Source organism: Pseudovibrio exalbescens DSM 16456 (assembly GCF_000422785.1).
GTDB classification, from domain to species: Bacteria; Pseudomonadota; Alphaproteobacteria; order Rhizobiales; family Stappiaceae; genus Pseudovibrio; species Pseudovibrio exalbescens.
Genome location: NZ_KE383918.1, coordinates 69,472 through 93,737, shown reverse-complemented (window position 1 = coordinate 93,737; position 24,266 = coordinate 69,472). Strand labels below are relative to the sequence as shown.

The window sequence follows — 24,266 nt, the reverse complement described above, 5'->3', positions numbered from 1 at the left end:
GCTACCGAGCTACCGAGCTACCGAGCTACCGAGCTACCGAGCTTTATGGCTCAGACCGTTCACTCAAGTCAATCAAGGATTGCTCCAGAGAAACCTCCAGTTCATTAGGTATTCGCAGCGTTTCCCTGAAGGCTTCGTAGGCCATCTCCAACCCTGCACTCAGCGAAACCGCTGGCGCCCATCCCATCGAGCGGAGGCGAGAGCTATCCAACAGTTTGCGCGGTGTTCCGTCTGGCTTAGAAAGATCGTGGGTGATCTGCCCGTCAAAACCAATGGTTTTGCAGATGATTTGCGCCAGCTTTCGAATAGAAACTTCTTCGCCACTACCAAGGTTGATATGCCCCTCTTCGCTGTAATGCTTCATCAAAAACACCAGCGCATCGGCACAATCATCGACGTATAAAAATTCGCGACGCGGGGCACCGGTGCCCCAAATCTCAACCTTCCTGGCATCGCCGGACTTGGCTTCGTGTATCTTTCTCAGCAACGCCGGGATCACGTGGGAGGTCTCAAGCTCGTAGTTATCACCGGGGCCGTACAGATTGGTGGGCAGTGCACTGATAAAATCGCAGCCATACTGTCGACGGTATGCCTGACAAAGTTTGATGCCCGAAATCTTCGCCAACGCATACCATTGGTTTGTAGGCTCCAGTGGCCCCGTTAGCAGTGATTTTTCCGCGATGGGTTGGCGAGCGAATTTCGGATAGATGCAACTGGATCCGAGAAACAAAAGCTTCTGAACGCCGGTCTTGAATGAACCATGGATCACGTTGCTTGCGATCATCAGATTGTCGTAGAGGAATTTGGCCGGGTAGGTATCATTGGCCAGAATTCCGCCAACCTTGGCCGCGGGCAGAAAGACAGCATCAGGCTTGTTTTCCACGAGCCATGCATCTACAGCCGATGTATCCCTGAGATCCAGAAGGTCACGTGACACGGTCAAGAGATCGCAGCTTTCTGTTGCCAAACGCCGTATCAAGGCCGCGCCAACCATGCCGCGATGGCCTGCGACCCAGACCCTTTTGCCAGTCAACTCAAAAGGTTCACTCAGCATGAAGCGCCTCCCTTTGTGATTTTTCCGGCCTCTTGGTTGCTGACGGTGTTTGCAAACGCGCCATTTCCACGAGGTCTTCCTCCACCATTTCCGTCACCAGATCCGCAAAGCTCATGGTCGCTTTCCAACCTAGTTGTTCCCGGGCTTTGGTGGCATCCCCCTTCAATATGTCGACCTCTGTGGGGCGGAAGTAGCGGGGGTCGATCTCGACCAGTACATCGCCCGTTTTGGCATCAACGCCCCGCTCTTCAACCCCGGTTCCCTGCCAGGCAAGCGGGGTTCCAATCACGGCAAAGGCGCGTTCAACAAACTCTCGCACACTGTGTGTTTCACCGGTTGCAAGCACATAGTCACCGGCGATCGGTTGCTGCAACATACGCCACATGCCTTCCACATAGTCGCGAGCATGCCCCCAGTCGCGCTGCGCCTCCAGGTTCCCAAGGAATAGTTTTTTCTGGTGCCCGTGAGCGATTGCAGCAACCGCGCGGGTAATCTTGCGTGTGACAAAAGTCTCGCCCCGTATCGGACTTTCATGATTGAACAAAATGCCGTTCGAGGCATGAATTCCATAGGCTTCCCGGTAGTTTACCGTGATCCAATAGGCATACAACTTGGCTGCCGCATAGGGTGAGCGTGGGTAAAACGGAGTGGTTTCGTCCTGCGGAACATCCCGCGCCTTGCCGTAGAGCTCAGAGGTCGAGGCCTGATAAAACCGGGTCTTTTCCGCCAGACCAAGCAAACGGATCGCCTCCAACAGGCGCAATGTACCGAGACCATCCGCATTCGCCGTATATTCAGCAGTCTCAAACGACACCTGAACATGAGATTGTGCCGCCAGATTATAGATTTCATCGGGCTGGGTTTCCTGCACGATACGGATGAGGTTCGTTGCATCCGTCATATCGCCATAGTGCAGGAAGAACCGCTGATCTTCCGTCTGCGGTTCCTGATAAAGATGTTCAATTCGCTCGGTGTTGAAACTGGATGACCGACGCTTGATACCGTGCACACGATATCCCTTGGCGAGCAACAGCTCCGCCAAGTACGCGCCATCCTGACCGGTAATGCCGGTGATGAGAGCCGTTTTTTCCTGTGTCACGCCGCCCCCTCTTGTTAACAGGAGTGAGCGCAAAATCCCCGACCGTTTCAAACCCCGAAAAGAGCCAGCTACGAGATCTTTTCCTTCAAATAAAAAGGGCAGGCTCAACGCAATGTCTCGGATCGCCTTGCCCAGATGACGATATTCATAGCGCATACAGAAAGACGTCGTCGCTCGATCAGAACGACGACGCGTCATAGCTAGGTTTCGGGCGTATGGAGGGCATGGCGGCCCCTATCCCCCTTGTTGGAGGGGACCGGCTACCTTCGACTTCGTATTTTCAGTTCGCGCGCAGCCCTTCCAACGCATCGTAGGCCTCTACCATTTCTCTGGCATTTGCAGCCGTATCCTGCACCGTATTGCCCGGCTTGAAAATGTTGCTTCCTAGGCCGAAACCTGCACATCCAGCACCAATATAGGCCGGAAAATCTGCGGCTCCCACACCGCCCACCGCATAGACCGGCTTGTCTTTTGGCAGGACCGCTTTCATGGCCTTGATTCCTTCAGGGCCCATGATGAAAGCAGGGAATACTTTTAAAATATCCGCGCCGTGCTTGATCGCTTCAAAGCATTCGGTCGGCGTAAACACGCCCGGACAAGACATCATCCCCGCTTGTTTGGTTGCAAGGATCACATCCTTATCCGCATTGGGCGACACCACAAATTCCCCACCGGCATCGCGCGTGTCTTGTACGTCACGGGCGCTCAGCACCGTCCCGGCCCCGATGCCAGCAGCATCCCCGATCCGTTTCTTCATAAGGCCAATACTCTTCAGCGCAGAGGGTGAGTTCAGTGGCACCTCGATCTGCGTGATGCCCGCTGCCACGATCACTTCGACAGTCGCTTCTGCTTCTTCAGGCGTGATGCCGCGCAGAATGGCGATGATGTTACGGGGGTGATCAGTTGGAGACCAAGTCATCCGTCAAATCCTTTCTTATTTTGGACAGGCCTTTCAAGGCCGCCATGTCACCATCATGTACACAGGCCGTTGCGCCAAATACGGTCAAGGCGCTCGAATAGCCCCTTGTCAGCGCCGAATTCGCAATAATGTCAACGACATCACCTGGTTTCAATTGGCCGCTTTCCTGCAGTTCCTTCAGCTCTGTGCCGATGATCAGACCCGAGAGATAGGCGTATGCTGTATGCGGGTCGGTGCCATTCAACAGGTGTGAGGCCCGTATCGAAAACAGGGATCCCAGAAAGGATGCAGACCCGGTTTTGATATCCGTCACGCCGCGACGAAACGCGTCCAGATCCATATCCCCACTACCCTCGAGAGAATGGCGCAGGATCGACTTTTGCGACACCAGAGCAAAGAGTTCACCCGTTAAAAATGTCCGCGAGTGAAGCATGCGGTGATTTTCCGTGTGAACCCACTTGCTGTGTGTGCCCGGAAGGCAAAAAGTGCGCCGCTGCGTGCCCGCTTCACTGAGCAGCCCCAACAGCAAGGTTTCCTCGCCGCGGATCACGTCCGGCCCGGCAGCATTGTTCTGACAGACACCCGGCACGATTACAGGTGCGAGGCGAGTGTCGCGCATCGGCGCTCTAACGACGTTTTGCGCCAGTTCCGAAAATGAAGCTGGCAATGGGACATAGGGTGCCTCAACCCACCCCTGACGGCTTCCCGCCATGCCACATATCACCGCTGGCAGAGGCGTGTTATCCACCTTCAGCCAGGGGCCAACGAGATCGAGTAATACCCGTTCGAACTCAGAGGATGTGAGGCTGCCTGCACCTTGCGTTGATCGTGCGTTCGTTTGAACAAAACCGTCATTTTGAACATACCATGCACGCAAGCTGCTGGTGCCCCAGTCAACCGCAATCCAATCCCGTTGACTGGCAGCAAGTTTGAGGTGCGTTTCGGACATCAGCTCGCCCTTCCCATCTCGTGAACAGACCCCGGCCACCCTTTACGCACTGACCTGACAACGGAAGCCCTTTGGCTGTTGCCTCGTTTTTCAAAGGCTTTCAATTTTGGCAATCTTCCCATCTGCACAGCTCTTTCATCTGGGTTTGTCCTGCGGCTTTCCATGGCGCTTATCGAAAGAAGCAACAGGGGGATAAGTTGTGCCCTCTGCCCTATCGAAGATGATCATTTCAAAAACCAGTTCCATTGAATGAGAATTAGTTTTATTATGTGAAATTAGATGCCAGAAGAGCTGAGATGTCAATCAAAAGGTGCCTGTCTCGAGAAGACGGGACGCTGGCTAGCGAAAACAGACCGGAAAGACTGCTGAGATGGCCGAGACAAAAAACCAACAGGAGACACCCCCTGCCGAGGCGGATTTATCCAGCCCCATTTCGAAGGCGCTGGTTGTGCTGGACGCGATCGCTGATTGCGCCCAGCCGCCCCGTTTTGTGGAGCTGTTGAATCAGGTTCCCCTGTCGCGGGCGACGCTGCACCGAATGCTGAGACAGCTGACCAACGAAGGCATGCTGGCCTATGACCCGGATCAGCAAACCTATCGGGTCGGCTTGCGTTTGATGCGTCTGGCCCATTCCGCGTGGGCCAATACGACACTGGCCGGAACGGCGGGCGACGCGCTGGATGCCCTGAGTGAGACAGTCAACGAAACAATTCACCTTGCAGTACTGGACAACTATCAAGTGCTGTACGTTGACAAGCGGCTGCCCGCCCGCTCGGTGCAGATGTATTCCAGCCCAGGCAAGATTGGACCGGCCTATTGCACCGGCGTAGGCAAGGCCATGTTGGCCTACCTCTCTGACAGCCATCTTGAACAGGCGATAGCAGCACAATCTTTCCAAAAACACACGGAAACGACACTGACCACACCGGATGCCTTAAAACGTAACCTTCAGGACATACGGGAAAGTGGGTATGCCTATGATGCAGAAGAGCACGAGCCCACAATCATCTGCATCGCCGTTCCTATTTTGAACCGGCGCAAGGAAGCCATCGGCGCACTGTCAGTTACCAGTACGACCGGCCTTACCACACTGGAAAGGATGACAGAGCTCTATGGCCACGTTCTGAAACAAACGGCGCTGCGCATTGCACGCAACGCCGAAATATCAATGAACCTTTGAGGAGCCGATGAACACTGCCCGGCAAACCTTGTAGATTCAGCTACTGCTCAGCTTTTTCAGGGCGGCCTCTACAGAGCGCTCGTAGGACACTTCGGGCGGTTTCAGGCCTTGAGCAAACAGACCTTGCATCACATCGCGTGACGCGCCAGCAATAACAAACTTGATACCAAGTCGGCGATGCTTTTCCGCAGTACCCTCAATCGTGCGCGCTGCCGTGGAATCTATGAAGGGTACGCGGGAAAAATCCAGCACCATGGCCCGGCGATTGTCGGCGATGGCGTCCAACGCCGCCCCGACAGCGGACGCGGCACCAAAGAAAAACGCGCCGTTGATGTGGTAAACCACAACGTCGGACTCCGCTTCCCAGTGGGCATCATAGGGGCCACGGTCCTCCTCGCTGTCTGCCATGTCATCGCGAACGAACGTTGGACGCTGCTCTACGGATGTGGCTCGAGACATGCGCGAGATGAAAAGAACCGAGCCCAGCGCCACACCAACCACGATTGCCTCGGTAAGATCCCGAAAAATCGTAAGAAAGAACACCGAGAGCAGAACCAGGGCATCCCCGCGAGAGGCGGTAAGCAAGCTTGATATGGCCGGCTTTTCAATCATGTTCCACGCCACCACAGCCAGAACCCCGGCAAGTGCGGCAAGCGGAATGAAATAGGCCAGAGGGGCCGCCACCAGAATGAATACCAACAGACACACAGAGTGGATGATGCCGGCGAAGGGCCCGTGGGCACCGGCACGAATGTTGGTGGCGGTACGAGCAATGGTGCCCGTTACGCAGATGCCACCAAACAAAGGCGCAACGATATTCGCCACCCCCTGTGCGGCAAGTTCACAATTGGAGCGGTGACGACGACCCGTCATCCCATCAGCCACCACAGCAGACAAAAGCGATTCAATGGCACCCAACAAAGCAAAGGCAATGGCACTGGGCAGCACTTCCACGACCTTGTCCAATGACACGGCCGGCAGGCTGGGCATGGGTATTTGCGAGGGAATACCGCCAAAGCGCGTACCGATCGTATCCACCGGCAGGTCCAGAACAGCGGTAGCAATGGCCGTGAGCGCAACGGCAATCAACATGCCGGGCCATGAAGGGCGATAGCGCTTCACACCGACGATCACGACAACGGTGATCAAAGACAGACCAGCTGCAGCCGGACTGACAGACGGTAAGGCGGACCAAAGCACGGGCAGTTTTTCCAACAATGGGCCCGGCTCCTCACCCGATAGTGTCAAGCCGAGCAACTCCTTCACCTGACTGGCAAAAATGATCACAGCAATGCCTGCGGTAAAGCCGACCGTGACCGGGTAAGGGATGAACTTGATGTAGGTGCCGAGCTGCAACAAGCCGATGGCAAGAAGAAACACACCGGCCATCATGGTGGCGAGCAACAATCCATCCATCCCATGGACTGCGACCGTTGTCGCCATCAAAACGATGAAGGCGCCTGCCGGGCCGCCAATCTGAAACCGACTGCCCCCCAGCAACGACACAAAGAAGCCGCCAAAGATGGCCGTATACAGCCCCTGAGCCGGGCTGGCGCCCGCTGCAATGGCTATTGCCATGGACAAGGGCAAGGCGACAATGGCAACGGTGAGCCCCGCCAGCGCATCACTGCGCAGATGGGACAGGCCGTACCCTTCACGCAGCACGGTTACCAGCTTGGGCGTGAACAGGTCTACAAAGCCAGGCGCCGTAGCCGACGCCTTGGGAGATGGTTTCTGGGTCATGGCGGTTCCACTGAGCCTGAAACGGCAGGTTGTGCACACCGGGATACAACAGAATGTGGCGCGCGTGAAAGCCCGACAAGCGGATGACAGCCTGTTTCCGGTTCCGGTTTATGCAAAGAGGCGTGACTTGAAGATGTGCCGGTGTTCTATCGGCTGGCACGGCCCGATGGCAAGTGAAATCAACGGGCTAAGTATTAGGTTCAGCCCGCCGTCACTCTGGTTTTGCTAAGCCAACTCCGGCACCGGCACGGAAAACGCCTTGACGCCCTTTTTCTTGTAGCGTCGACGGGTTTCCCACCACTCATTGGCATTGCGCGCCAGTACTGCTTCCTCGCAGAAGTAAATTCGGTAACCCCGGTTCAGACCGCCTTGAGCCGTGTTTTTGACACACAGGTTGCCATCCAAACCAGCGAGCACGAGAGTGCCGATACTTCTGTCCTCCAAGTACTGGTTGAAGGCGCTGCTGGAGAAGACATCACTGCGGTGTTTGATGAATTCGGCATCGGCACCCACATCAAATCTCGGGTCAACATCCAAACCCGTTGAGTCCTCAGCCCCGCACCCGTCCCCCAACAGGTGAACCATGCGGTTGGTGTACCAGCCCTTATAGACATGCCTGACGTTGATGATGGTCCAGCCTTGTGCACGGGCGAAGGCAGTCAGTTGCCGGAGGCTTGCCGCCGCACGTTTGACCTCGTCACTGGACCACGGGGAATTGTGCGCCTCTTCAAGGAAATCGCGCTGAAAGTCCACCAGAACCAGCGCCGTATTGGGACGAGCGGCCAGCGTAATGGGCGCCCCCTGCGTTGGGGCCTGCAAGCGGCGTAGCGCGCGAATGGTAAAGACAAACCAAAGCGCGATTGCCAACACGACCAAAACACCTGCGAGTGCAATAATCATCCTCATCCCCGATGTAACACCTTGTTCATAGTGCCACCGTTCCGACAAGCGCGGAAGCCCTGATTGTTGGTGTGATCTGGCTGCCCATAGATTACATGCGGGCTGCACGATTTGAGGAAAACTGCGGGCATGATCTCAAACGGTTGACACAGACCGGGTGAAAGGCCCATCTACCGACAAAGCTGCATGCCCCTTTTACGCTGGAGAAGCCCGTGAAGAACGCATTTACACTCGGCATTCTTGAAACCGGTCGCCCACCTGAACCGCTGGAAGAAACACATGGCTCCTTCCCGCAGATGTTTGCCGACCTGTTGTGCGAAAATGCGCCGGAGTGGGAGTTCAGGGCCTATCGTGTAATGGATGGCGAATTTCCTTTCTCCATAGATGAATGCGACGCCTGGTTGATTACCGGCTCCAAGGCTTCCGTTTATGACGGCGATGAGTGGATCGACGACCTGAAGGAGTTTCTCGAAGACGCTTATGAGGAACATATCCCGCTGGTTGGCATCTGCTTCGGTCATCAGGTGCTGGCAGAAGCGCTTGGCGGCACAGTAGAAAAGTCACGAAAGGGCTGGGGCCTTGGTGTGCAGGCCTACACGGTGACTGATGCCGGCCGGGGCATCCTGCCCGATCTTGAGTCCTTTGCCGTCAACTCGTTTCATCAAGATCAGGTTCTTGAACTGCCCGAAGACGCAAAGGTGCTGGCCGAAAGCAGCTTTTGCCCCTATGCAGCACTCGATTACAACGGGCGCGCCCTGAGCTTTCAAGGCCACCCTGAGTTTGACCGCGCCTTTACAAAGGACCTGCTGCAGAGCCGACGCGGCACGTTGCTGGACCCTGACCAAACGGATGAAGCTGTAGCCACGCTTGAGCAATCAACCGACAGCAGCAAACTGGCAAAAACCATTGTAGAGTTTGTCGAAAAGGCCTTGGAAGGGAACACTCCATCGGACGAACCGGATCACGTTTCTCCCAGCCAGTGAACTGGCCTACCCAGATTGACGGATACGCAGCGGGTTTAAAACGCGGCATGATCCGGAGACGGATGCTCCGTGGTGCGATGCGGATCGCGTTATCACCGAGAGCACAGTTGGGCCGGATTTTGCCAAGGAAGGATGTGCATGGGATTGAGCGGCAGTTTTCTTTACGCCAACGACACCGCCGGAGCGTACCCGACGTCCTATTATCATGCTACGGCCGACTATCTGCCCGAGTTTCCCAGCCTGCATGAGAGCATCCGCTGCGATGTTTGCGTGATTGGTGGCGGGTACATGGGCCTTTCGGCAGCATTGCATTTGCGCAAGCGCGGATATTCGGTGGCCCTTTTGGAGGCCCACAGGCTTGGCTGGGGTGCGTCAGGGCGTAATGGGGGCCAATTGGGCAGCGGGCAACGCCGCGAGGTGGACGATCTGGAAGCGATGGTTGGCCGAGAACGCGCACAGGCCCTGTGGCAGGTCGGCGAAGCGTCCAAAGCGCTGGTAAAAGAGCTGATTGCCGAGCATGGCATTGCTTGTGACCTGAAGCCGGGCATCTTCTATGCTGACCACAAGCGCCGATATACCGCGCACAGCCGGGCGTTGGTGGAAAAGATGCAGCGCGACTACAGCTACAACGAGCTGGAGTTTCTGGCAGAGGCCGACACCCGCGCCTTGGTGGGATCAAACGCCTATTACAGCGGAACGCTGGACCATGGCGCAGCCCATTTGCACCCGCTCAATTTCGCGTTGGGCCTGGCACGGGCCGCAACCGCAGCCGGAACCCGTATTTTTGAAGGCACCCAAGTGACGGAGATCGGTTCCGGCAGCCCCGCTACCGTTCGCACCCATGCAGGGGCCGAAGTGACCGCGGATCAGGTGGTCTATGCTTGCAACGGGTATCTGGAAAGCCTGAATGGGCATGTAGCCGACCGCGTCATGCCCATGAACAACTTCATGATTGCCACCGAACCCTTGAGCGATACCGACGCGCGGGCGCTGATTGCGCGTGACGTGGCGGTGGCAGACAGCAAGTTCGTGATCAACTATTTCCGCTTGTCCGCAGACAATCGGTTGCTGTTTGGGGGCGGCGAAAACTACAGCTTCCAATTTCCAAAAGACATCAAAGGGTTTGTACGCAAACCGTTGCTGGAGATTTACCCTCAACTGCGCGATGTGCGGCTGGATTACGGCTGGGGCGGCACGCTGGGCATCACCATGAACCGGTTGCCGTTTTTCACCCAGCTTGCGCCCAATCAATGGAGTGCGGGTGGCTTTTCCGGGCACGGCGTAGGCATGGCAACCCTTGCAGGACAACTGGTGGCGGAAGCCATTGATGGACACATGAGCCGCTTCGACATCATGCAGGCGATACCAACCCACGTCTTTCCCGGTGGCAGGCACTTGCGATGGCCGTTGATGGTGCTTGGCATGTTGTATTACGCCCTGCGGGACCGCTTGTAACGTCCCCAACTGGCGCCCTTTGTCGGGTTCCGCCTTCCCACCAGCACGATGAGACCGGACAAAACCGCGATCTGCCAAGTCTCATTGGCGTGTCGACCGGGTTTGTGCATGACCGTCTCTGGTCCCAGCTCCGGCATGCCACAGCCAAACCACCGACAACGGGTAAACAGATGCCCTTTCCCTTCCCATTCATTCCGATTTGAAAGCGCAACGCACAAACGCGTGCCGGGAAGCGCGCTCACACATCTTGACCATACCTTGCCCGAACGCTCCGACTACGTATTTGCACGTGACAGAATATCCTTGCGATTTTCGATAGTGAGGCCTAGCATAAAATCAAACGATTGATTAAATCATTCGATTGATCAAGGAGCAGACCCGTGACAAACGCTTTCAGCAGCGCTTCCGGACATCCGGTAGAATTCCAACACCCCGACACCAGTGCCCAGGAGGCGCTGCTGAATCCGCGCACAGCCTCGGATCGCACCAAGAAAGCCTTGGTGGAGGCTGCGATCGCCGTATTTGGAGAAAAGGGCTACGCTGCCAGTTCCACCCGCGAAATTGCCAAGGAGGCCAGCGCCAACATTGCCGCAATCTCCTATCATTTTGGCGGCAAGGAGGGCCTGCGAGATGCCTGTGCGGTTTATGTCGTGGGCATGATGCACCGCGCCTGGGTATCACGCCTGACCCAGATTACGGAGAGCATGCCGAACCTCACGCCAGATCAGGCGGCAGAACAGCTGGAAACCATGATTGAGGTGATGGCTTCTTTCGTGTTGCTGGACAACAAGGCGCGGTTGATCGTGCGCTTCATGATGCGGGAGTTGGCTACCCCCAGTTCAGCCATGGATGAGATTTACACCCATGTGATGGCGCCGGCCCACAGCATGGCCTGCACGCTTTGGGCCACGGCCAGCGGATGGGACGCTGACGAGGAGCGAACCAAACTGGAGGTTCTGTCCATCGTTTCTCAGCTGTTCTACTTCCGAATGGCTCAGGATGTCATCTTGCGCCGCCTCGACTGGGACCGAATAACGGAACCGGAAGCCCGCAAGATGATTGACACGTTCAAATTCAACTTGAGGGCTGCGGTGACCAAAGCCCGCGAGGAGGGCTGAAATGCTGGATCTATGCGCCATCCCGCTGCTTGCGGGCTTGTTGGGCTCCTGCCCGGCAGATGCTCACGTGATTGCCGGATATGTTGAGGGCGAGTACACCCATATTGCCTCGGTAGAGCAGGCAGAAATTCGCAGTCTGGAGGTCAAACGCGGGGAGCGTGTTGTCAGCGAACAGATACTGGCGCGCCTTGAAACCAAAGATGCGGAAATCGCGCTGAGTGAAGCTGAAGCCGCCCTTGCTACGGCAAAGGCGGAACTGGAAGACTTGCTTCTGGGAAAACGGCCCGAAGAGATTGATGTTATTGAAGCCACCCTGCGCTCCGCACGGGCGGAAGAAGAAGAAGCGGCGCGGGTTCTCAAGCGGGTACATGGCTTGCATGAACGTGCCGTTGCCTCTCAGGCCCAGCTTGACGAAGCCACAACACGCCATGACATGGCCGTGGCACGGGTTGCGGAACTTGAAGCCAATCTGGCTGTTGCCAAACTGCCCGCTCGCCACTCGGTGATTGAGGCGGCGCAGAAAAAGGTGGAACAGGCCCAGACCCGCGTGGCCCGCGCCCGCTGGCACCTGGACAAACGCGTTATTCGCGCTCAGCAGGATGGTGAAGTCTCAGACGTCATTCGCCGGGTGGGCGAGATGGCCGGCCCCACCGCTCCCATTGTTTCCGTTCTCCCGGATGGGGCGACCAAACTGACACTCTATGTCCCGGAGGCGGCCTTCTCGTCAGTGCAACTGGGTGATGAACTGCCTGTTTCCTGCTCCGGTTGCCCGGAGGGTCTGGCGGCGGAAGTGACCTACATCTCGCCGTCTCCAGAGTTCACGCCACCCGTGATCTTTTCGCTCGAGACCAAAGACAAGCTGGTCTACCTGGTTGAAGCGCGGCCTACCCACGGCGCAGACCGGCTGAAGCCCGGTCAGATCGTGGATGTGGAACTGGAGTGATGCCATGCATGCCATTGATGTGAGCGGCCTCACCAAACGGTTTGGCGACAAGACTGTGGTCGATAACGTATCCATGAGTGTGGATCGAGGCGAGATCGTTGGCTTTCTCGGTCCCAATGGCTCAGGCAAAACCACGAGTATTCGCATGATGTGCGGCCTGTTGAAGCCAGACGCGGGAACCGGTTCCGTTCTTGGTTTCGACCTGGCCCGGCAACGCCTCAGCATCAAGAAGGAGGTGGGTTACATGACCCAGAAGTTCTCCTTTTATGAAGACCTGACCATTGAAGAAAACCTGAGTTTTGTTGCCAAGCTCTACCGCCTGCGTCCTGCCCGGGACCATGTTCGGCAAACACTTGACCAGTTAGGCCTGACTTCACGCAAGGACCAGTTGGCCGGCACGCTTTCGGGTGGCTGGAAGCAGCGTCTGGCGCTCGCCGCATGCACCATGCATCGCCCCAAGCTGTTGTTGCTGGATGAGCCCACAGCGGGTGTAGACCCCAAGGCACGGCGGGACTTTTGGGAGGAAATACACCAGTTGGCCCATGAGGGCATGACCGTTCTTGTCTCGACCCACTACATGGACGAGGCGGAGCGCTGCCACCGGATCAGCTACATTTCCTATGGCAAGATGATTGCTGCTGGCACCATTGCCGATGTGATCCGCGATTCCGGGCTCATTACCTACTTGGTTCATGGCACGAACCTTGAAGACGTGCCCGGCTTGTTGCAGGCGCATCCCGGCGTTGAACAGATCGCTCCGTTTGGTGCGTCCCTTCACGTTGTCGGCTCTGATCGGGTAGCCCTTCAAGACGCTTTGAAGGTCCTGGAAGGACGGGACTCCATCAGCGTCGTGCCGGGCGAAACCAGCCTTGAGGATGTTTTCATCAAGTTCATGGCAACCAGTACGGACAACATGCAATGACCGGCTTTTTCTCCCTTACCCGACTTTGGGCCATGTTCTTGAAGGAATTCGTCCAGATGCGCCGGGACCGGCTGACCTTCGGCATGATGTTGGGCATCCCCATCATGCAGTTGGTTCTATTTGGGTATGCCATCAACAACGACCCGAGAGACCTGCCCGCAGCGCTGGTTGCCACCGGCAACGACCCTTACACCCGGGCCATTGTGCAAGCGCTGGAGGTTTCCGACTACTACCGCTTCACCGAACTGGGGGTTTCAGCACAAGATGCCGACCGCATGCTTGTACGCGGTGACGTTGCCTTTGTCGTGACCATTCCCTCAGATCTCGCCATACGCATGCAACGTGGTGACAAACCGCAGCTTCTGGTTGAGGCGGATGCAACAGACCCCGCCTCGGCCGGCGCCGCCATTTCGGCGTTGCCCGAGATCGCACGTCAGGCCTTCGCGCGGGTGAACATGACCCGACCAGAAGCACAGGAGGGTCTGGAGGTGGTGGTCCACCGACGCTACAATCCGGAAGCCATTTCCCAGTACAACGTTGTGCCGGGCCTGTTGGGCGTTATCCTGCAGCTGACAATGGTGATGATGACCGCCATGGCCCTGACCCGCGAATACGAACGCGGCACCATGGAAAACCTGCTGGCCATGCCCGCAACACCCGCTGAAATCATGCTGGGAAAGGTACTACCCTATCTGGGTGTGGGCGCGGTGCAGGTTGTTGTGGTCTTGACGGCGGGTCGTTTCCTGTTCGACATTCCCTTTGTCGGCAGCATCAGCTTGCTTTTGACGACGACCATCATTTTTGTGCTGGCCCTTGTTCTGTTGGGTTATTTCATCTCCACGGTCGCGAAAACCCAAATGCAAGCCATGCAGATGACGTTCTTCTTCTTCCTGCCATCGCTGTTGCTGTCCGGATTCATGTTTCCGTTCCGTGGTATGCCGGAGTGGGCACAGGCACTGGGCGAGTTCTTCCCGTTGACCCATTTCCTGCGGGTCATTAGAGGCATCATGCTGAAAGGGGCCCAATGGCCGGATGTGGCCGTGGAAAGCTACGCGCTGGTCGCCTTTGTGTTCGGCTTTGCCTTGCTTGCGCTCCTACGTTTCAAGCGGACGCTCGACTAAACTTGCCAAGCGGCTTGCGCTGCCAGCGCCGCACCCCACGCACCGCTGCTGTCGCCATGTTCGGCTATCTGAAGTGCAGGCGCCTGTGTTTTCGGTAGCATTTTTTCTGGTAGGTTCGCTTCAAGGCGTTCAGTGAGGTTCGGCAGATTAGAGAGACCGCCGCCGATCACCACCGCGCGCGGATCGTAAGTTGCCTGCAAAGCCGCAACGAGAGAGGCCAGAAGATCGATCCACGCCGACAGCGCACGCGTCGCAACAGGCTCTCCGGCCGCGTCACGTACAGCAATTTCCCGGGGTGAGGCAGCAGTGCCGCCAAAATGCGTATGGAGCCGTGCCAGACCAGGCCCGCTCAGCAGGGTTTCATAGCAGCCGGTCTGACCACATCCACACCGAAACAAGGGAAGATCCAGCTGCCGGACCAATGCAGCTGGGATGCCCAGATGACCGACTTCCCCACTCGCACCGTTCAGATCGTCCAGCAATCGGCCATTGACCACGTAGCCACCCCCCACACCAGTGCCCAGGATCAGTCCGAAAACGGTCCCATGACCGCGCCCGGCGCCCAATAGCGCTTCTGAAAGGGCAAAACAGTTGGCATCGTTTTCAAACCAAATGACCTGACCAACGCGATCAGACAGATCCTGTTTGAGATTGCGCGCGCCCCCTTCCAGATTGGCGGCAAAACTGAAGCCGTGTGTGCGGGCATTCAATCCCGGTGTTCCCACGCCGATGGGGAAACTCACTTCGCTGCTCTGACCTTTCAACCATGCGATTTCCTCGGCCAGAACAGCCAAAAGATTGTCATAGGAGGTTGCGGGCGTTGGTACCCGGCGGGTGGCCAGCACCTGCCAGTGCGCCGTAAACGCGGTGGTCTCTATTTTGGAACCACCCAAATCAATACCGCCAACAACCATCATCTACCTGCCTTCTTGCCTTAACAGGCAATAGCGCGGCGCGCACAAGACGACAAGCCAGCTTGTATGGCAAAACGCCCCGGCAGTTTCCTGCCGGGGCGTTTTAGGTGATAAATCAACCAAGAAGATCAGCCAACCATGACGGAGCTGTCCGTCTGAGGTTGATCGTCAAGGACGACGTTGATGATATCGTTCTGGCTCACGCCATCCAGATAGGCGATTGTTTCCCAGTTCTGTCCGGCTGCACTTGTGTCCGTGTCGATCTGGAAATCAGCACCGCCATTTCCGTTGTCCACGACCTGCACCATGCTGGCATCTTTCGTGGTGGCGTCACCATAAACGGCATCCAGCAAAGCAGAAACGTCCATTGTGTCTGTTTCAAGCCCAAAGCCAACGTTGTCAGGCACAAAGTCCTCAACGGTGTCCACTGTGCCATCGAGCGCCTTGAAGACGAAGATATCATCACCAAAACCGCCATTGAGGACATCAGCACCGGCTCCACCGGCCAAGACGTCATTGCCCCAGCCACCGCGCAAGGTATCCATACCAGCGCCACCTTGAAGCACGTCGCTGCCGGAACCACCACTCAGGGCATCATCCCCAGCACCGCCCTTGAGAACATCATCCCCAATGCTGCCATGGAGATTGTCGTTGCCATCGCCGCCGTGAAGGGTGTCATCGCCGAAATCACCATAGAGATCATCGTTTCCGGCACCACCTTTCAGCAGATCGTTCCCAAAACCGCCCAAGAGCGTGTCATCGCCCGTGCCGCCATAAAGCCGGTCTGCTCCAGTGTTGCCATATATACGATCGTTGCCAGCGTCGCCGAAGAGGGTATCCTCCCCGCCATTGCCCGTGATGGTATCATCACCGCCATTGCCAAAGATGAAGTCGTCAGCAAACAGCTGTCCGACAATGATTTCATCAGCATCGGACGCGACAAACGGGTTCGGTGGCTGGTGCATGATCTGATCAGCCATGCCTTCAAACACAATGGTCAGGTCGCCCCGCGGATGGTTGTCGGCATCAATGGTGATCCGCAGATCATTGCCGTCGACAGTCACATCGTTATTGGCACCATCATCGCGGAGAACCGCATCAACCAGCTCGCGAATATCCTCGATTGAGGAAACTTCCGCCTGGTTGTTGTTGACAGTCTTGATGCCAAGGCCGGCAAAATAGCCGCCATCTACACGGAATGTAGCCTTGTCAACACCCAGTTCGAAGTCCGTAAGGGTCTTCGTTCCCGGATCCCGGTTGTCGAACTGATAGGTATCGGCGCCGGCACCACCTGTAAGTGTGTCATCGCCGCGACCGCGCAGGAAGACATCATCTCCGGTACCACCGATGAGCGTATCGTCACCAGCCCCCCCATTAAGGATATCATTGCCTTCGCCCCCAGCGAGGGTGTCGTTGCCTTTGCCTCCCTTCAGGATGTTGTCCTGAGCATCACCCGTGAGCACGTCGTCCCACTTGGATCCCTCAAGATTTTCGATACCGGAAAGAACGTCTCCTTCCGCATCACCACCCAATCCCGTGCCTGCTGCCAAATTGACAGTCACTGCCGCGCTGGATGCCCGATAGCTGGCAGTGTCGGTTCCGTTGCCGCCTCTAAGATCGTCAGCACCAGCACCGCCGGTGAGCTCATCATCGCCTGCACCGCCAACAAGAATGTCGTTGCCAGCACCGCCATCCAGAATATCGTTGCCCGGATTGTGGGTGAAGTTGACACCATTGTCGCCGATCAGAACATCGTCGCCCGTGCCACCAGTCAACGTGTCGTTGTCATGGAAGCCGACAAGCAGCGTGTCCACCCCATCAGCCGCCACAAGCGTGTCACCGGCATTGTGGCCATAAAGCCAAGCATAGGTGCCGTCCTGGAAGCTCAGCTTCTCAATACCGGACAGCTTGTCCGTGCCATCGCGGCCCGCAACCGTGTCCTTGACCTCGATGAACCCGGTCTGATGGCCGAAGTTGTAGTCAAGAACGGAACCGCTGAACACAGCCGTGTCCGTGCCGTCACCACCCTTGATCTCATCGTTGCCGGCCCCGCCGGTGAGTTCGTCATCGCCGTCTTCACCTTCAAGGATGTTGGCCACGCCGTCGCCAACCAGAACGTCATCGTGATCGGAACCAATCAGGTTTTCGATGTTGGACAACTGATCGCCATCGGCATGTCCACCAAGCGCTGTGCCAGCTGCCAGATTGACATTTACCGCCGCATTGGACCCACGATAGCTTGCCGTGTCGGAGCCAGTGCCGCCATTCAGGTGATCTGCCCCTGCGCCGCCAGCAATAAGGTCATCTCCGGCATCTCCATGGATCGTGTCGTCGCCCTCATCGCCATACAGGTTGTCCGCCCCGTCACCGCCGTAGATGGTGTCATTGGCCTTGTTACCATGAATGGTGTCAGAACCGTCATCGCCATGGATGGTGTCATCACCTTTGCCACCATAGATCTCGTCGTCGCCGGCTCCACCGTAAATCTCGTCGTTGCCAGCGTTGCCGTAGACTTCATCGTTACCAGCGCCAGCATCAATGAAGTCCGCGTCATCATCCACATCAACGCGATCGGATCCACCGTAGATGAGATCATCCCCGGCTCCGGTGCGAATGGTGTCGCTGCCGTTGTCACCGCGAACCGTATCGTCAGCTTCACTGGTGTTGATGAAGGTGTCATCCCCTTCGCCAAGAGAAACATCCGTGGTGGTAAACCGACCATCCGTAATGCCAGCAGAGGACTGAGCCTGACCCGCGCCAAAGACAACCTCATCGTCGCCTTTGCCCGTATCAATGACAAACTTGTTGGACCATCCGCTACCATTTGAGGCCAACGTCACGTCGAGGGTATCATCCCCCTCGCCCATGGCGATATTACCGCGCTTGGCATTATCAATGTCCAGCGCCACCCCGTCGTCCTTGAGCCGGGTATCGGCGTCCACATGAACGAAGTTTTCAAGCCGAACCGCGTTCAACGACGACGTACCTGAGGTGTAGAACACGTTCTTGTGGTCGTTCCAGTCCGCTGAGCTGACCACTTCAACACCATTATCAATGGTGACCGCGGCCTCTTCCGGCACTGCATCTTGCTGGATGGAGACGCCAAGCTTGTCCGCCAAGCCGTCACTGGTCCGCTCGTCAGCCGTGTAATGGGAGCTGCGACCGCCATCGCCCACTCGCACGGCACTCATGTCCGGCAGCGGATCGTCATTCACCGTGACGGTGAAGGAGCCGTCGACCGTATCGCCATCGCTATCACGGGCCGTGAAGTCGAACGTCAGATCAAGGCTCTCTGGCGTACCATTGGGATGATCGATCGTGTCGAGCATTTCGAACACATATTTACCGGAGCCATCGTCCAACAGGGTAACCGTGAACACGGTTCGGTTCCCGGCGGTGGCAGTGAGCACCGTACCGTCGGCGTTCAGGGCGTAGGTAACTGGTTCGCTTTGCGAGGTCAGCGCGATGCTGGCACCATCGTGCATCACCGTGATGCTGTCCCCCGGCTGCGTGGGTGCATCGAATGTCACCGCACGGTTGCCTTCACTCACCGACGCATTATCCTGATGGCCACCGCGGTCAGCCCCATCCGCGCTGTCGGCACCCCACTCAATGTCCAGATCACCTTTCACCCTGAGCCGGCCCGGATCCTGGAACAGCTCGTTCAGGTGCCCGGCATCCTTGATCGACTGTACAAAGTCGGCAAAGTCCTGCGCATCCTGTGCATCGCCAAAGCGGAACTTGTAGTTGCCACCTGTATCCTTGCCGCCGATGTTGACGACGTGGTTGGACTGAACACGGATCTGAGCGTCCGGATCATTCACCGAGAAGTCACCACGAGTGACATTGCTCTGACCGTTCCACAACGCGGCGAGATCGGATACGGAAAGCTCCTGCCCACCATGGGTGAAGGCATCCGCGCCCGCTTCCAGCACCAGCTGCGTGCCGTTGGCATCCACGACAAAGTCAGTCTGCGGACCGTAAGACAAGCCGATCTCATCAATGGTTTTGTCGGCAGGATCGCCAATTGCCGGGCCATCATCCTTGATCGTGATGGTAACCGAGCCGTTTGCTGTGTCGCCATCGCCATCCGTCACGGTGTAGCCAATGGTCATGGACAAAGGATCGGCAGCGCCGGTCTCATTCGCGTCCGGATGATCGATTGCTTCATACTGCTTGAAGGTGAAGCGGCCGGTCTCAGCGTCGGTGACAGTGACGGTGAACACCTTGGTGCCGCCAACCGTGGTACCGGTCAGTGTCAAGCCATCGACGGACGCAGTGATGATTACTTCCTCACCACCAGAGGTGAAGCCAATGGCCTCTCCGCTCTCGCCGTCAGCGATGCCTGCCTTGTCCGAAACGGTGTCAGTCTCGTAGCGGATCTCGGTGACTTCTGCATCATCTGCACCGCCCTCGAACAACATGCGTCCGTTGTCGGACTGGGCGATGAAGTCGCCATTCGCTTCCGCGTCTTCCGTGACCTTTACGGTCGCGCTGTCTGAAGTGGTCGGCACATCGTCCTTAACGGTCACAACAAAACGGCCATCCACTGTATCGCCATCGCTATCGCGCGCGCTAAAGTCGAAGGAGAGAGCAAGATCGTCCTCGGCCCCAGCTGGATGATCCAGAGTGTCAACCACCTCAAGAATGTACTTGCCAGAGCCATCATCCAACAGGGTGACGGTGAAGACCGTGCGTGCACCAGCAGAAGCCGTCAATACGGTGCCATCGTCATTCAGGCTGTAGGTGACTTCTTCCCCGCGGGACGTGAGTGTATCGACAACGGCATCACCGTTCTTGACAATCACGTTGTTGCCCGGTGTTTGCGTATCGGAGAACGTTACTGCGCGGTTGCCTTCCAGTACAGAAGCATCATCTTGCGCGGTCTTGCTGTCGCCAGCAGCATCAACGCTGTCGGCACCCCAGTCAATGTCCAGGTCGCCTTTTACCCAGAGCTGGCCGGGATCCTGAAACAGCTCGTTCAGGTAACCATCCGCCTTGATGTCCTCAAGGAACTGGGCAAAGTTTTCGGCGTCCTGCTCACTGTCGAACCGGAACTTGTAGTTGCCGCCGGTATCGTTCTTGCCGATATTGACGATGAAACTGCCGGTGGGCTGACCGCCCTGTTTTTCGGCAAAGACCTCAATGCGGGCATCGGGATCATTCTTGGAGAAGTCCCCCCTCACTTCGCTACCGTTACTACGTGTGACGATCTCACCGTTCCACAACTCACCAAGTAGTTGCAGGGTTACCGGCGGCTGACCGCCAACGCCCTGACCACCAACCTTGAAGAAGTCTGCGCCCGGCTCGATGAAGAACCGGTTGGCACCGCCGTTGGTGTCCATGCTGATGGTGTAGCCGATGTCTGAACCGTAGTCCAAGCCGCTCTCGTGGATCGTCCGATCCTGCGGATCTCCAATGGTTGGCCCGTCATCATTGATGTCGACCTGGAAGCTACGGCTTGCCGTATCTCCATCGCCATCCGTGACTGTAAAGCCAATTTTCATCCGCAGTGGATCTGCAGCACTGGTCTCGGTTGTGTCCGGATGATCAATCGCAGCGTGCTGCGTGAACGTGAACGCCCCCGTCGCCACATCATCAACCGTCAGCGTGAAGACCGGTACGCCGCTCGCGGTTTCACCTGTCAGGGTCAAACCATCGCTGGATTGGGTGATGATCACTTCTTCACCACCTGAGGTGAACTCTAGGCGTGTGAAGGTATCCGCGTTGCCATCAATAATGGCAGCATGTCCATTGGCGGTACCGGATTCATACCGAATTTCGGTTACCTCAGCACCATCTGCGCCCGCTTCAAAAACCATCTGGCCCTTGGCAATCTGGTCAAGGAAAGCTCCGTCCACATCGGTCGCCTCAGTGACCGTTACCCGGCTCGAGTAAGAAGCCGTTGGCTCATCGTCGGCGACCACCACCTTGAAGGACCCCTCGGCCGTGTCGCCGTCGGCATCGGTAGCCGTGTACTGGAAGTCAAGGTTCCACGCGTTCATCTGGCCCGATGATCCCGGAGGGTTGTGGTCCAGGTTCTGGAACAACGTGAAGGTATACTCTCCAGAACCATCATCGTTCAGGGAAACTTCAAAGACCTTGTCTGCTGCGCTGAGCGCATTGACATCCGCAGAGCCGTGATAGGCCGTCAACACCGTGCCATTGGCACTCAGGACATACTGTACCGGCACACCGTCAACCGATGCGACAGGCTGATCCCCCGCGCTCTGGAAAGCAAGGGCACGCCCGCCATCAACGCCGCCGTTGGCATCATCCGCGCCCCAGTCCACATTCAAGGCACCCGTCTTGGTCAGGCCCGCCGCATTTGGCGACGTGCCGTCCGCAAGATCGTTCTCCTGAATGGTCCGGCTTTGCGCCTCACCCGTGGCCGGTGCATCGTCCTTGACCGTGACCACAATCGAGGACGACGCCTGGTCCTCATCATTATCGGTGACAGTGTAGTCAAACGTCAGCGGCAGGTCGTCGTCGGGATTGGTGGCATCCCCGTGCTCCAGCGCCTCAAACTGGCGGAATGTCCATTTCTGTGTCTGACTGTCAAACACCAGTTCTGCGACAACGGATCCATCCTCATTAGTGCCGGTCGCGGTGACAAACCGGGCATCGGAGGTTTGGGTGAAGCTCACATCCGATCCGGCAGAGGTTTCAATGCCGTTCAGGCTCGACAGGTCAAAGCTGAACGCCTCCGCCAACGGACGATCATCCGCCCCAAGATCAATGCTCAACGTGCCGCCGGTTTCATTCAGGGGCACGACTGCATCACCCTCACCATTGACTGGATCGGCGGCTGCTTTGGTCTGGCTCTTTTCGACGCCCTCTACATCATAATAGATCTTTACCGTTGGCTTGCCGCTAGAGGTCTCAACCGAGAAGTAGGAGACACCGGGTTCGGCAATGGCTGTCATCCGATTGCCAGTCCCATAAACCTCGTAGCTGTATTCGACAGGCTCATCTGACGGATTCGTCACCCGGAACACGTGCGTTGTTGGATCGCTGTACCCGCCCATGGACGTCAGTTGGAGTTTTTCACCTGCATCCAACCCGCCGGTTGGACCGGTCGCACCGCTCTCGTCAACGACACCCGTGGCTACTGCCCCCACCATTGGGACATCATCGTTGATTGTAATGGTAAACGCGCCGTCGGCCGTATCACCATCGCTGTCCTTGGCCGTGAAACCGAAGTCGATCGCCAAGTCGTCTTCCACATTGTCCAGCGGATGATCCACATTGTCCAGCAGATTGAACGTGTAGGACCCGGACCCGTCATCGGACAAGGACAGTGTAAAGACGACACCCTGTGCCGTTGCCGTCGTGGGCTTGGTTCCCGTGTAACCAACCAACGTGCCATCCGACAGTTTCGTCAAGAGGACCGGCTCCCCATTTGACGTCAGTGGGCCGTTGTTGACCGTCTGAACCGGCGCATCTTCGGTGGAGTTGGCGCCGGAGAAGCTGACAGATCGATCACCGGTTGCGCCATTGAGCGCATCATTGTCAGCGCTGTCTGCGCCCCAATTGATCTGAAGATCGCCTTCGGCCTGGCGTGCATCATCATCGACAACAGACCCCACCGCATCCGGAGTGGCCAGCTTGTAGAGGCTGACATTGTCAACGAAACCACCGCGCCCATTGTTTTCACCGGCTGGTTCACGGAATTCCAGGGTATCCATTCCCCCGGTTCCCTTTACAACGAACGTCAGGGTCTGCCAGTCTGATCCCACAGCCTGTTCGGCCGAGATCAGTTCGCCGTTCCAGTACACCTCGATGGTTTCTGCACCGTTACCACGGGCCGCAATGTCGAAGGAGAGTTGATACTCGACGTCCGCTTCCGTCTGTACCGATTGACTGATCGAATCCACGGCGCCTTGTGCATCCACCTCAAGATATTGCTCGCCATCAGAAGCCGAGCGTCCCTGAAGCTGGTTCTGGATTTCGACACGAGTACCTTCCCAGCCATCAACGCCATTGCCGTTGTTGTATTGACGCCATTGACCATCATTCAGCGCAGGCTGTTCAAACGACCCATTGATGATCAGATTGTCCCCGCTCAGAACCAGACCGTCTTCATCCACATAGCCGTCTTCGGGCGTTCCAATGGTTGGCCCGTCATCAAGAATGTCAATTTGAACGGTGCCTTCATTGAAGGCATTCGTGGTATCGCCATCCCCATCAGTCACCTGGAAATCGAAGACCATACGGAGTTGATCGTTCACGCCGACTTCAGCCCCGTTCGCCCCCTGATCCGGGTGGACAATTGCCTGATACTGGTTGAACTCGAAGGCTCCGGTTTCGGCATTGGTAACCGTGAACTCGAATACCTTGGTTTCCACACCGTCAATGGTCGCATAACCAGTCACAACAGGGCCCGTTGTTCCATCCGTGTTGCGCACGGTGATCGGCTCGCCGCCGGTTGTTTGCAGCGTTGGGTAGCTCCCATCGTCGGAAGGTTCTCCCATCTCCATGATCGAGCCGCCGAAGCGATAATCCACCGCGGTCACCTTGGCGCCATCGGCGCCAGCTTCAAATTCGAGCGTGCCCGTTACCGTTTGCGCGATGAAATCCCCAGTGACGTCAGCGTGTTCGCTCACGTCGTATGTACCCGAGTAAGAAGCCGTTGGCTCATCGTCGATGATGCGTGTGGACAGGGTCAGTTCAACATCATCCCCATCGCCATCAACCGCCGTGATCTTGAAGTTCAGCGACTGGCCGTCGTCCCGGTTGCCTTCACCCTCGTGGTGATCAATCGGGCCAGACAGCGTGACCGTGTAATCGGCGCTGTCCGCATCCAGTTCGGCCTCAAAAATGGTCTGCCCGCCAGCAGTCCCCGTCAGCGTCAGGCCATCATCCGACAGCGTCACCTCAACCGGCACGCCGTTCGAGGTCAGGCCGGTGTCAATTGCAGGCCCGCCCGGTGTCAGATCACCGCTCTGCTCATTGGGCACATCAAA

Annotated in this window: 15 protein-coding genes; 7 read left to right on the top strand and 8 right to left on the bottom strand. The window is 57.1% G+C overall.

The features are described 5' to 3' along the window. Positions 1-43: 43 nt before the first annotated feature. From fcl to G512_RS21365, 4 genes are all read right to left on the bottom strand, one after another. Positions 44-1,054: a GDP-L-fucose synthase gene (gene fcl, locus G512_RS21375; RefSeq protein WP_081657524.1), complete on the bottom strand. Its 1,011-nt coding sequence runs from the start codon at positions 1,052-1,054 to the stop codon at positions 44-46. Further along, positions 1,044-2,153 (bottom strand): GDP-mannose 4,6-dehydratase, encoded by a 1,110-nt coding sequence (gene gmd / locus G512_RS21370; protein ID WP_051269512.1) that lies wholly within the window; start codon positions 2,151-2,153, stop codon positions 1,044-1,046. The genes fcl and gmd overlap by 11 nt, the downstream gene beginning before the upstream one ends. Positions 2,154-2,433: 280 nt before the next feature. After that, on the bottom strand, positions 2,434-3,072 hold the full coding sequence (locus G512_RS0115080; RefSeq protein ID WP_028482431.1) for a 2-dehydro-3-deoxy-6-phosphogalactonate aldolase: 639 nt from the start codon (positions 3,070-3,072) through the stop codon (positions 2,434-2,436). Further along, a complete protein-coding gene (locus G512_RS21365; RefSeq protein ID WP_051269424.1) occupies positions 3,053-4,021 on the bottom strand; it encodes a 2-dehydro-3-deoxygalactonokinase in 969 nt (322 codons plus the stop codon). Before G512_RS21365 ends, G512_RS0115080 begins: the two co-directional genes overlap by 20 nt. Before the next feature lie 370 nt (positions 4,022-4,391). Between G512_RS21365 and G512_RS0115070 the strand changes: the two genes are divergently transcribed. Continuing rightward, complete coding sequence (locus G512_RS0115070; RefSeq protein WP_051269422.1) at positions 4,392-5,201, top strand: IclR family transcriptional regulator; 810 nt, start codon at positions 4,392-4,394, stop codon at positions 5,199-5,201. Between the two features lie 36 nt (positions 5,202-5,237). Here the strand turns inward: G512_RS0115070 and G512_RS0115065 are convergent, their stop codons facing one another. Further along, positions 5,238-6,944 carry a SulP family inorganic anion transporter gene (locus G512_RS0115065; protein ID WP_028482429.1) on the bottom strand — a complete coding sequence of 569 codons (1,707 nt, stop codon included), beginning with the start codon at positions 6,942-6,944 and terminating at the stop codon, positions 5,238-5,240. Positions 6,945-7,169: 225 nt separating this feature from the next. Beyond that, positions 7,170-7,844, bottom strand: a complete 675-nt coding sequence (locus G512_RS21360) for a cysteine hydrolase (RefSeq protein ID WP_051269420.1) — start codon at positions 7,842-7,844, stop codon at positions 7,170-7,172. 212 nt (positions 7,845-8,056) lie between these two features. On the opposite strand from G512_RS21360, the gene G512_RS21355 reads away from it, so the two are divergent. The 6 genes from G512_RS21355 to G512_RS0115025 all read left to right on the top strand — a co-directional run bounded on the left by G512_RS21355 (position 8,057) and on the right by G512_RS0115025 (position 14,386). After that, on the top strand, positions 8,057-8,827 hold the full coding sequence (locus G512_RS21355; RefSeq protein ID WP_051269418.1) for a type 1 glutamine amidotransferase: 771 nt from the start codon (positions 8,057-8,059) through the stop codon (positions 8,825-8,827). A 138-nt stretch (positions 8,828-8,965) separates the two neighbouring features. Further along, entirely contained in the window at positions 8,966-10,282 is a 1,317-nt protein-coding gene (locus G512_RS0115045) for an NAD(P)/FAD-dependent oxidoreductase (RefSeq protein WP_028482427.1), read from the top strand. Between the two features lie 380 nt (positions 10,283-10,662). Beyond that, a complete protein-coding gene (locus tag G512_RS0115040) occupies positions 10,663-11,400 on the top strand; it encodes a CerR family C-terminal domain-containing protein (protein ID WP_081657503.1) in 738 nt (245 codons plus the stop codon). Position 11,401: 1 nt separating this feature from the next. Continuing rightward, positions 11,402-12,343, top strand: a complete 942-nt coding sequence (locus tag G512_RS0115035) for an HlyD family secretion protein (protein WP_028482425.1) — start codon at positions 11,402-11,404, stop codon at positions 12,341-12,343. 4 nt (positions 12,344-12,347) lie between these two features. Next, positions 12,348-13,265, top strand: a complete 918-nt coding sequence (locus G512_RS0115030; RefSeq protein WP_028482424.1) for an ABC transporter ATP-binding protein — start codon at positions 12,348-12,350, stop codon at positions 13,263-13,265. Then, positions 13,262-14,386, top strand: a complete 1,125-nt coding sequence (locus G512_RS0115025) for an ABC transporter permease (RefSeq protein WP_028482423.1) — start codon at positions 13,262-13,264, stop codon at positions 14,384-14,386. Before G512_RS0115030 ends, G512_RS0115025 begins: the two co-directional genes overlap by 4 nt. On the opposite strand, the gene G512_RS0115020 is transcribed toward G512_RS0115025, so the two are convergent. Further along, positions 14,383-15,303 (bottom strand): ROK family protein, encoded by a 921-nt coding sequence (locus G512_RS0115020; protein WP_028482422.1) that lies wholly within the window; start codon positions 15,301-15,303, stop codon positions 14,383-14,385. The genes G512_RS0115025 and G512_RS0115020 overlap by 4 nt on opposite strands. Before the next feature lie 125 nt (positions 15,304-15,428). Then, on the bottom strand, positions 15,429-24,260 hold the full coding sequence (locus G512_RS23000; protein ID WP_155943663.1) for a T1SS-143 repeat domain-containing protein: 8,832 nt from the start codon (positions 24,258-24,260) through the stop codon (positions 15,429-15,431). Between the last annotated feature and the right edge of the window lie 6 nt (positions 24,261-24,266).

What these genes read in the sequence shown, in the direction of transcription:
- fcl (WP_081657524.1), bottom strand. Translation starts at nt 1,054, where the DNA reads ATGCTGAGTGAACCTTTTGAGTTGACTGGCAAAAGGGTCTGGGTCGCA.
- G512_RS0115080 (WP_028482431.1), bottom strand. Translation starts at nt 3,072, where the DNA reads ATGACTTGGTCTCCAACTGATCACCCCCGTAACATCATCGCCATTCTG.
- G512_RS21365 (WP_051269424.1), bottom strand. Translation starts at nt 4,021, where the DNA reads ATGTCCGAAACGCACCTCAAACTTGCTGCCAGTCAACGGGATTGGATT.
- G512_RS0115070 (WP_051269422.1), top strand. Translation starts at nt 4,392, where the DNA reads ATGGCCGAGACAAAAAACCAACAGGAGACACCCCCTGCCGAGGCGGAT.
- G512_RS0115065 (WP_028482429.1), bottom strand. Translation starts at nt 6,944, where the DNA reads ATGACCCAGAAACCATCTCCCAAGGCGTCGGCTACGGCGCCTGGCTTT.
- G512_RS21360 (WP_051269420.1), bottom strand. Translation starts at nt 7,844, where the DNA reads ATGATTATTGCACTCGCAGGTGTTTTGGTCGTGTTGGCAATCGCGCTT.
- G512_RS0115045 (WP_028482427.1), top strand. Translation starts at nt 8,966, where the DNA reads ATGGGATTGAGCGGCAGTTTTCTTTACGCCAACGACACCGCCGGAGCG.
- G512_RS0115035 (WP_028482425.1), top strand. Translation starts at nt 11,402, where the DNA reads ATGCTGGATCTATGCGCCATCCCGCTGCTTGCGGGCTTGTTGGGCTCC.
- G512_RS0115030 (WP_028482424.1), top strand. Translation starts at nt 12,348, where the DNA reads ATGCATGCCATTGATGTGAGCGGCCTCACCAAACGGTTTGGCGACAAG.
- G512_RS0115025 (WP_028482423.1), top strand. Translation starts at nt 13,262, where the DNA reads ATGACCGGCTTTTTCTCCCTTACCCGACTTTGGGCCATGTTCTTGAAG.
- G512_RS0115020 (WP_028482422.1), bottom strand. Translation starts at nt 15,303, where the DNA reads ATGATGGTTGTTGGCGGTATTGATTTGGGTGGTTCCAAAATAGAGACC.